Annotated in this window: 8 protein-coding genes; 2 read left to right on the top strand and 6 right to left on the bottom strand. The window is 47.6% G+C overall.

Going from position 1 to position 9,359, the window contains the following annotated elements:
• Positions 1 to 204, top strand: a 204-nt coding sequence (locus ACSW3C_RS19070) for a hypothetical protein (protein WP_486564543.1), incomplete at its 5' end; no start/stop codon positions are given.
• A 166-nt stretch (positions 205 to 370) separates the two neighbouring features.
• Here ACSW3C_RS19070 and ACSW3C_RS19065 read toward each other — a convergent pair.
• From ACSW3C_RS19065 to ACSW3C_RS19040, 6 genes are all read right to left on the bottom strand, one after another.
• Positions 371 to 1,915, bottom strand: coding sequence for a PH domain-containing protein (locus ACSW3C_RS19065; protein WP_486564541.1), 1,545 nt, complete (start codon positions 1,913 to 1,915; stop codon positions 371 to 373).
• Entirely contained in the window at positions 1,908 to 2,387 is a 480-nt protein-coding gene (locus ACSW3C_RS19060; protein WP_486564539.1) for a PH domain-containing protein, read from the bottom strand. Before ACSW3C_RS19060 ends, ACSW3C_RS19065 begins: the two co-directional genes overlap by 8 nt.
• Before the next feature lie 540 nt (positions 2,388 to 2,927).
• Positions 2,928 to 4,409, bottom strand: coding sequence for a degradosome RNA helicase CshA (gene cshA, locus ACSW3C_RS19055; RefSeq protein WP_486564538.1), 1,482 nt, complete (start codon positions 4,407 to 4,409; stop codon positions 2,928 to 2,930).
• A 344-nt stretch (positions 4,410 to 4,753) separates the two neighbouring features.
• Complete coding sequence (locus tag ACSW3C_RS19050) at positions 4,754 to 5,458, bottom strand: alpha/beta hydrolase (protein WP_486564536.1); 705 nt, start codon at positions 5,456 to 5,458, stop codon at positions 4,754 to 4,756.
• Entirely contained in the window at positions 5,455 to 6,828 is a 1,374-nt protein-coding gene (locus tag ACSW3C_RS19045; protein WP_486564534.1) for a UDP-N-acetylmuramoyl-tripeptide--D-alanyl-D-alanine ligase, read from the bottom strand. The genes ACSW3C_RS19050 and ACSW3C_RS19045 overlap by 4 nt, the downstream gene beginning before the upstream one ends.
• A gap of 10 nt (positions 6,829 to 6,838) precedes the next feature.
• Positions 6,839 to 7,906 (bottom strand): D-alanine--D-alanine ligase, encoded by a 1,068-nt coding sequence (locus tag ACSW3C_RS19040; protein ID WP_486564532.1) that lies wholly within the window; start codon positions 7,904 to 7,906, stop codon positions 6,839 to 6,841.
• A gap of 260 nt (positions 7,907 to 8,166) precedes the next feature.
• Between ACSW3C_RS19040 and ACSW3C_RS19035 the strand changes: the two genes are divergently transcribed.
• On the top strand, positions 8,167 to 9,354 hold the full coding sequence (locus ACSW3C_RS19035) for an FtsW/RodA/SpoVE family cell cycle protein (protein ID WP_486564551.1): 1,188 nt from the start codon (positions 8,167 to 8,169) through the stop codon (positions 9,352 to 9,354).
• Positions 9,355 to 9,359 lie beyond the last annotated feature (5 nt).

Below are 9,359 nucleotides of genomic sequence, written 5' to 3'. Positions count from 1 at the left end.
TTATACGAGCGGTTCGCGAGAGTATACGAGCAGTCGCTGCATTATACGAGTGGTTCCCGAGAGTATACGAGCGGTCGCTGCATTATTCGAGTGGTTCGCGAGAGTATACGAGCGGTCGCTGCATTATTCGAGTGGTTCCCGAGAGTATACGAGCGGTCGTTGACTTATACGAGTGGTTCCCGAGAGTACACGAGCGGTTCGTAAACAGATACAGGGGTTGGTGGGTTTGTCGGTTCACAAAATGGCACAGACAGATGAAGAATTCGTAATATTCATCTTACAATGATCCCATGTTGTATCGTAGAACCTCCCGCCAAATGTACCTCTATAAAAAAACGGCCCGATACGCGCCGGGCCGTGTCTTCGTTCTTTATTCGCCTTCCAACGATTCGTCTGCCAGATGAAGCAGCGGCGCAGCCTTTTGCACGGTACGCTTTTCGTACCAGCTTAAAATGCGTTCCGCTTCACCTTCTTCCATAAAGTGAATGATGCCGCGGTGCTGCCCCATGCCGGATTTGGCACTGGCCACGATAGTAGCAACCTGTTTCCGTTTGTTGAAGTAGCTTTGTTTCATTTCCAACGATTGAATTCTTCTTTTTGTCATGTAGGCGGTTTGTAGGCTGATGCCGCGAAAACGCATCGTCAGCTGGCTGTCATAAATGGCGTATGCTCCTGACCGATATTGCCAGAGGCCAAATGCGATGATGACTGGAATAATAAGCAGCGACAGCAGGCCGTATGGGAAAAAGAAGTACGTCAACGCTCCGATTACCGGCAACATCCAAAGGAAATCAATTCGATAGAAAAATGCTTTTCCACGCTTCGGGAGTTTGGTTGTCGGTTCCTCAAAATGATAGTTCGGAAAAATGGCTTCCAATCTCTCTTGTACATCGTTTTTCTTTACCAAAGGGAACAGGTTGATTTTCGCTCCATCCCCGACTCCCCCACCCGCACTATGGATGGAAACCGATGCATAACCGAAGGGCTGGCGCAACGGATTCTGAATAACACTGACACTTTGCACCCGTTTTAGCGGCACGGTCACTCTCTTTTTTTCAAGCAAGCCCCTCGTAATGACAATATCATCCTCCTCTAAAGATACGGTAAACCCATAGTAGGAGAAGAACGTCATGATGACCGAAAGAATCCACACACCGACGAGTCCCGCGAATACGACGAGCCCGACAATGAGAACGCCAAATTTCACGAACGAGGCGAATTCATCAAAAATCCATTCGTATGGAATAAGATCCCCAAATTGCGAAAGGAAAATAGCCACACCAGACAAGATGACACCTATTCCTCCCGAAGTGGTCGCCAGGATGAACAAATCCTTCGATGTAAGGGCAAATACTTTATGTGCTTTTTCTTTTACCGTCTCCACCGTTTCCTCATGAAACGATTCTTCATTCAAAAGATCCTCAGCAATCGGTTGCTTACGTTTCCGCTTCGCCTCCGCCATATGCTGTTCGATTTGCCGAGCCGCCTCTTTCGTAATGGCAGTCAATTCTCCCTCCGACTTTTTCAAGGAGGAGCTGCCGGCGGTTTCCACATTTACTTTCACTAGCTTAAACGGACGGTGAAAAATCCCTTCCGTGTAATCAAGGCTTTGAATCCGCTCAAATGGAATGTATCGCTTTTTCCGGACGAACAAGCCTGACTCGATTCGCAATTCATCCTCTTCAAACCAATATTGAAATCGCAGCCACTTGATGAGTCCACTGACAGACAGCAGAATAATAAGGCCGCCTAAAATGAGGAATGATAAATAATCGATGTACCAAAGACCGGTATTCCAATCCCTGCGCCCATTCGCAAATAACAGGACGATAAGCGGGAGGATCGCTTCTTTCGCCGCTTTTAGAGTTTCGATAATCGCAGTAACCCAATGCAATCGATATCGTTGCTCAGACATCGTCTTCCGCCACCCTTGCCAGGATCGAAATCCGATTTCTCAATTCGTCCGCTTCCTCCATCTCAAGCGCCGGAATCGAATGATTGGTCGCTGCTGTTGATATTGTAATGACAGCAAGCCCATATTTTTTCAAGATCGGTCCTTGTGACGTGTCAACATGTTGCACGCGCACCATAGGAATTAATGTCCGTTTCACGATAAACAAGCCATGCTGCAACTCAATTTCAGACTCCCTGACTTCGTACCTCCACCGCATCCATCTGATTTTCGGGATCAAATAAATGGAGATATAGGAATCGACAATGACCACTGCCGCTGCAGCGACATATATCCATGTATACCAATCATTTATGTATACCAATACACCGAAACCAATTGCCAGCAGCGTCAAAATACTGGTCTGGATAATACCATACAGCCTCCACACCTTCAGGCCTTTTCTCGATATTTGATTTGCAGGTTGCGGTCTCACGAATAAACACCTCATTTTCCTTCTTTCTTATCCTCTTATACGACTCAAGTCAAAAAACGTTTCACCTCTGCATGACGAATTGCTTGGTGATCGTGAATGGCTTATTTTAAATTGAACAAAACGCTACAGGTCATCGCCCAGTTTTATCGGTCACTTGGCGATTGTTATCGATCAGTTTGAAACACTTATCGGTCACTTCCCCAGTTTTATCGGTTAACCTCTTTTTTAACGGTCAGTTCCAGATGGTTATTGGTCATTTGGTGATTGTTATCAATCACTTCGGAACACTTATTGGTCATTTCCCCAGACTTATCGGTCAACCTCCTTTTCCGCTCACACCCAACTAGTTATCGGTCACTCACAGTTAGTTATCGATAACTTCGAAACAGGTATCGGTCATCTCTCCAGATTTACCGACCAGCCCCCTTTTCACCATACTACTCACTCTCCATGGTATTAGCCTTTTGTGAATCGCATCCCTTGATAACGCAAAAAATCCAGGGGACGTCTAAACGTTCCCTGGATTTATTCTTTACTAACTTATCTTTCGTTTCTTGGTTTTGAAGAACGTTCGCGACGTCCTCCGCCTTCACGGCTGCCGCTGCGACGGTTGCCGCCATAGCCACGGCCTCCACCGAATGAACGGCCGCCGCCACGGCTGCCTTTGTAGCCGCCACGGTCACGGGATTGCGTTTTGCGGGATGGCAATGGACGCTCTTCCGTAATTTTAACCGGCGTATCGTCCGGCTCTTTCGTCAACGATTTCAACGCAGCTGCGACAAGGTCATGCGCTTCGAATTTCTCTAGCATTTCGGAAGCCATTTGCTTGTAGTCGCCTAGTTGGTTTTTCTCAACGATCTCTGTCAATTGCTCCATCGCCAAACGTTGTTGGCCAATGAGTGCTTCGTCAGATGTTGGCGGCTGCAATGGTGTCATCCGCTTTTTCGTTGTTTCTTCTACTACACGAAGATAACTCATTTCACGAGGTGTTACGAATGTGACAGCAACACCGCTTTTTCCTGCGCGTCCTGTACGGCCGATTCGGTGTACATAGCTTTCGGGATCTTGCGGAATGTCAAAGTTGTAAACATGTGTGACACCTGAAATATCAAGTCCACGGGCAGCAACGTCAGTTGCAACGAGGACATCGATTTTATTATCTTTGAATTGGCGAAGAACAGACATCCGTTTCGCTTGCGTCAAGTCACCATGGATTCCTTCCGCCAAGTAACCGCGAATGCTAAGTGCGTGGGATAGTTCATCAACACGGCGCTTTGTGCGGCCGAATACGATAGCCAGTTCAGGCTGGTGAACATTCAATAGACGAGTCAGGATATCGAACTTTTCGCTTTCCTGTGATTTCACGAAAAATTGTTCAATGTTCTCGACTGTCATTTCTTTTGATTTGATTTTAACGATTTCCGGATCCTTCATGAACGTTTCTGCGATTTTGCGGATCGGTCCAGGCATTGTCGCTGAGAACAGAAGCGTCTGGCGTTCAGCCGGTACGTTTTCAAGAATTGTATTGATGTCTTCGATGAAGCCCATGTTCAACATTTCATCCGCTTCGTCAAGAACAAGTGTCTGCACATTGTTCAATTTCAAAGTTCTGCGGTTGATATGGTCCAAAATACGTCCCGGAGTTCCCACAACGATTTGTGGATTATTGCGTAAAGCGCGAATTTGACGCCCGATTTCTTGACCTCCGTACACTGTCAGCACACGAGCACGTTTGCCGTAGCCGATTTTGTAGATCTCTTCGGATACTTGGATGGCAAGCTCACGTGTCGGCGCGATGATCAAAGCCTGTACAGAAGGGTCGTTCATATCGATTTTCTCGATAATCGGAATACCAAAAGCAGCAGTCTTACCAGTACCTGTTTGGGCCTGGCCGATGACGTCGCGTCCTTCCATGCCAAATGTGATTGTGCCTTCTTGAATCGGTGTTGCTTCTTCGAACCCCATGCGCTGTAATGATTTCTGCGTGGATTCGCTAATGTTCAAGTCTGAAAATTTTGTCAAACTACTCAATCTCCTTTAGTTTCTTCATTTAGCAATTGGTTACATTTGCAAATGAAAGCGCGGCAAATTCGAGCCTTAACTGATATGGGAACGTTTCCGATATTTTGGTTTCTCTGGAGTGGGCGGAAGTTAAGTCGAACTTCCAGTAAAATCAGAGGCATTCGTTGAAAAGGAAAGCCCGGTCTTTGCCGAGCGGCTTGGCGTCCTGATGAGGGCAGCAAACCGTTTTATTCAAAAAAAAGTACTCTTCACACAGGAAGAGTCTCATGTAAATGTATCCAATACTCATAGTAGTTTACCACGCGATTGGCTGTTCCGCAATCAATCCGCTTAAAAACCAATAATCAGAAAACGCCTTTATCCTTTTGCATGAACGCGAGAACTTCGGAAAACCAATCCGCCGAATCATCGCTGTAGCAAATATGATGTTTGCCTGACTCCGAAATGATGAGATGCTTTTCGGTGGAGCCCAGTGACTGATACAAATGCTCGCCCGTTGCAAATGGGACGATTTCATCCTTCTTCCCTTGGACAATGCATACCGGGGTCGTGATCTGATGATAATAAGGGACGACCATTCGGTTCAGCCGCAAAAATTCGACGGCCGACCTAAGCGGCGTATTGGCCAGCTTATAGTCATACAAGTGATAAAACGTATTGGGCGAGTGCTTTTTCGTCACCGATTCTGTCAGCATTTTCACGACATCTTCGAGCATCACTTTCGGGCTGATGTACTTGGCTGCCGCGCTTAAAAGGACCAATTTGTCCACAGGGTAGCGCAAACTCAAATACATGGCAATCAGGCCGCCCATGGAGAAACCAACAAGGATAACGCGATCTGATTCTTTCAGCAGCCGCTTTAGCGCCAACTCTGCTTCCATCATCCATGCTTCCGCCGAAATGCCGCGCAAATTCGGGGGAAGGCCGTGTCCCGGCAAGGTCGGAACGGAAATATTCCAGTCCGTATGATCCTTCAAATAGTGGATGAATGGGCGCACTTCAAACGGCCCGCCCGTAAATCCATGGATGACAAGCACACCCGTTTTCATTGTTCCAGCAAACTTTCCACAACCCGTTCCAGCTCCATGCCTCTCGAGCCTTTCAACAGAATGATGGAATTTGCATTCATGACTCTCTGCAATGGTTCCGTAATTGATTCATAGTCCGTTTCCGACCATATCAGTTGTCGATTTTCTTTCCCTTGCTTCTGCAACACGTCGTACAGCCACTTCATCCGAGGACCAAAGAGACAGATCCCCTTAACGTCTAGTGTTGCTAGATCGTCAGCGAGTGATTCATGGTAAAGACGCTCATCATCGCCAAGTTCCAGCATATCACCCAGAACAATCCATTTTTCATCCCGTAAATGAGTTTCCTGCAAGAACCGGATCGCCGCACGCATCGATGTCGGAGCAGCATTGTAGGCGTCATTAATAAACAACGCACCGCTGCTATGCAAAATTGGCTGCATTCGCATATCCGTCAAACGGGCTTGGCGCAGCGCCTCTGCGATCTGATCGTTGGTAAGGCCGAGCTCATGAGCGATGAGGATAGCAGCAAGGGCATTTTTCACTTGATGCGATCCGTAGACGGGAATCGTGAAGTCGCCGTTCACGACACCTTCCACTGAGAACTCGCTTCCTTCGTCCCCAGAATCCATAGAAACAAGTCGGAATGCCACCTCTTTCCCCGTCCCGAATGAAACGGTATGGATATCCGCCTGATCGACACGATCCCTAAGAAGCGGTTCATCCCCATCATAAAAGAGGATGCCGTCCTCACTGAATCCGTCAATAATTTCAAATTTCGCTTTTGCGATTCCTTCCCGGGAGCCGAGATCTTGCAGATGTGCTTCACCGATGTTCGTAATGACCGCGTAATGCGGCTTCGCCAGATGAGAAAGGAAAGAGATTTCGCCGAATCCGCTCATTCCCATCTCCAGCACGGCGACTTCAGTTTCCGGGTCAAGAGAGAGAAGTGTCATCGGGAGTCCCAGTTCGTTATTGAAGTTCCCTTCCGTTTTCCGTACTTGGAAATAAGGGCTTAGAACGCTGGCAATCAAATCTTTCGTTGATGTTTTCCCGTTCGACCCGGTGACGCCGATTACCTTGCACGTCAATTCATCGCGGTAGCTTCTCGCCATTTGCTGAAGCGCCAGCTCACCGTCCTCAACAAAAACAAGTGGAATATCAGCGGGCGGATTCGGTTCATCGATAAGCCATAAAGAAGCAGCTGCGCCCTTTTCGATCGCCTGCTGCACAAATCGGTGGCCGTTTACATGTTCTCCTCGAAAGGGAATGAACAGCTCCCCTTCCGAAATCGTGCGCGTGTCGATCGATGCGCCTGTTACGACGACATTCTCCATATGCTGTCCTTTTGCACCTAGCCAATTTGCGATATCTGCCAATTGCTTTCTCAATTCATTCGCCTCAATCCATCGTGTATTGTATTTTCTTCTTTTCTTCGTGCCGTTCCCATGCCAAGTCGATCAATCGGTCAATGAGCTCTGGATACGTAAGTCCAGAATGCTGCCAAAGGAGGGGAAACATGCTTGTCGGCGTAAAGCCGGGCATCGTGTTTACTTCATTGATGATTACTTCATCGTCTGCCGTGACGAAAAAGTCTGCACGCACAAGCCCTGCACAGTCGAGAACTTTGAAGGCGCGAATCGCCATTTCCTTCAATTCTCTTTCGACCGCGTCTGTAACTTGTGCCGGGATGACAAGCTCTGTATTGCCATCCTGGTACTTCGCTTCATAATCGTAAAATGAGGCAACCGGTTTAATTTCACCGAGGACGGAACAGGCGGGCTTATCGTTGCCGAGCACAGCGACCTCGATTTCCCTTGCGACTACGCCTTGTTCCACAATGATCTTACGGTCAAATTTCAGTGCGAACTCTACCGCAGCCACTAGGCTTTCCCGATTTTCCGCTTTGCTGATACCGACACTTGATCCTAAATTGGCCGGTTTCACGAACATCGGCCATGATAATTCGGTCTCCATCTTGTCTACAAGCTTCTCTTTCTCCGCCTGCCATTCATTCCGAAGAAAATGAACGTATCCGACTTGTTTTAATCCGGCATGGGCAAACAGCTGCTTCATGACAACTTTATCCATACCCGCCGATGACGCGAGCACGCCATTACCGGCGTATGGGATATTCATCACTTCCAGAAGCCCTTGCACTGTGCCGTCTTCTCCGTTCGTGCCGTGCAATAGAGGCAGGATGATGTCCGGTGTTCCGGCACTGCCGTTCAAGAAGTCATGGATACTGTCAGGACGGGCTGTCTCCCTGTCCAGCCGCAATTCTTCAATCGTAGCAGCCGGTGCCTGCAACGGTTCTCCCTTCCGCCATTCCCCTTCATAGGTGATATAAACTGGAATGACGTCATACTTTCCGAAATCAATTGCATTCGTGACTGCGCGTGCCGTAGACAGTGACACTTCGTGCTCAGCCGATTTCCCGCCATATAATAAACCTAGTCGTTTTTTCATTGAATTCCCTCGCTCGCCGTTAGATTTCATTCTCTCAGTTTACCATGAATTAATTCGCTCATGAACAAATCATTAAAATACTATCCCACAATAGGAACTCTTCTCTATGTCCTTGCAACTTTCAAGGGGGCGTTTCGTCCAATAGTTTGATATGAATCAAGTAAACGGGTACGCTATACTGATAGATACCCTGTTTTTATCAACGATTTTGAATAGTAGGTGTTGATCCGGAAATAGGAATTGTAGAAAAGGTGAATGCAGTGAAGCTCTCAAACAGGCCTGCGGACCGTTTTGATTGGACGCTTGCCTTTATTCTTTTGTTGTTTTGTATCATTAGCGTGACCGTGATCGCCTCAGCTCAGACATCCGGCCAATACGCCGCGAATTTTTCTCTCTTGCAAGTTCGGTGGTATGTATGCGGAGCTTTGATTGTCGCCATGGCCATGTATTTCGACCCCGATCAATATAAGAAAATTGCTTGGATCCTTTACGGGTTCGGTGTTTGCCTTTTGGCTTTTCTGATGGTTGCGCCGGGCGGTGAAGGGCAGATTGCAGAAGTCCGGATGGGGGCGAAAAGATGGCTCACCTTGCCTGTCATCGGTAGAATCCAGCCTTCCGAATTCATTAAAACTTTTTTCATCTTAGGGATGGCACGGCTTGTGAGCGCCCATCATGAAAAGAATGAAGTACAGACACTCCGATCTGACTTTCTCCTGCTCGGAAAAATCGCCATCGTCCTCATACTGCCGCTTGCTTTTATTGTCAAGCAGCCGGATTTAGGGACATCTCTCGTCTTCATCGCCATCACGGCGGCTATCATCCTCGTTGCAGGCATCTCGTGGAAGATTCTCCTGCCTCTATTCTCAGCAGGTGCTGCACTGGGAGCCGGTTTGCTTTGGATGGCTCTATATGCACAAGACTTCATGGAAGAGACACTCGGTTTCTCGCGGTATCAATTCAAGCGTGTGTATTCGTGGCTGGACCCTTACTCTTATCCGTCCGATGAAGGGTATAATCTCATCACGGCAATGACCGCGATCGGCTCAGGAGAGATGACCGGCAAAGGCTTTCAAGGACGAGTGGTCTATATTCCCGAGAATCATACCGATTTCATTTTCAGCGTCATCGGCGAGGAGTATGGATTCATAGGTGCCAGCCTTGTCATTACACTGTTCTTCGTTCTGATCTATCATTTGACGAAAGTGGCGCTCGGGCTGAAGGATCTTTTCAGCATCTATGTGTGCACAGGCATTACCGCTATGATTGCCTTTCACGTCATTGAAAATATCGGAATGAATATTCAGCTGCTGCCAATTACGGGAATCCCTTTGCCTTTTATCAGTTATGGGGGCAGTTCCCTGTTCAGCAATATGCTCGCCATCGGTCTGATTTTCAGCATTAAGTTCCATCACCGGACGTATATGTTCGATTCAGAAGATGATGTGTGAATCCA

Source organism: Sporosarcina sp. AD_1, from assembly GCF_057373025.1.
This window is presented reverse-complemented; position numbering and strand designations above follow the sequence as displayed.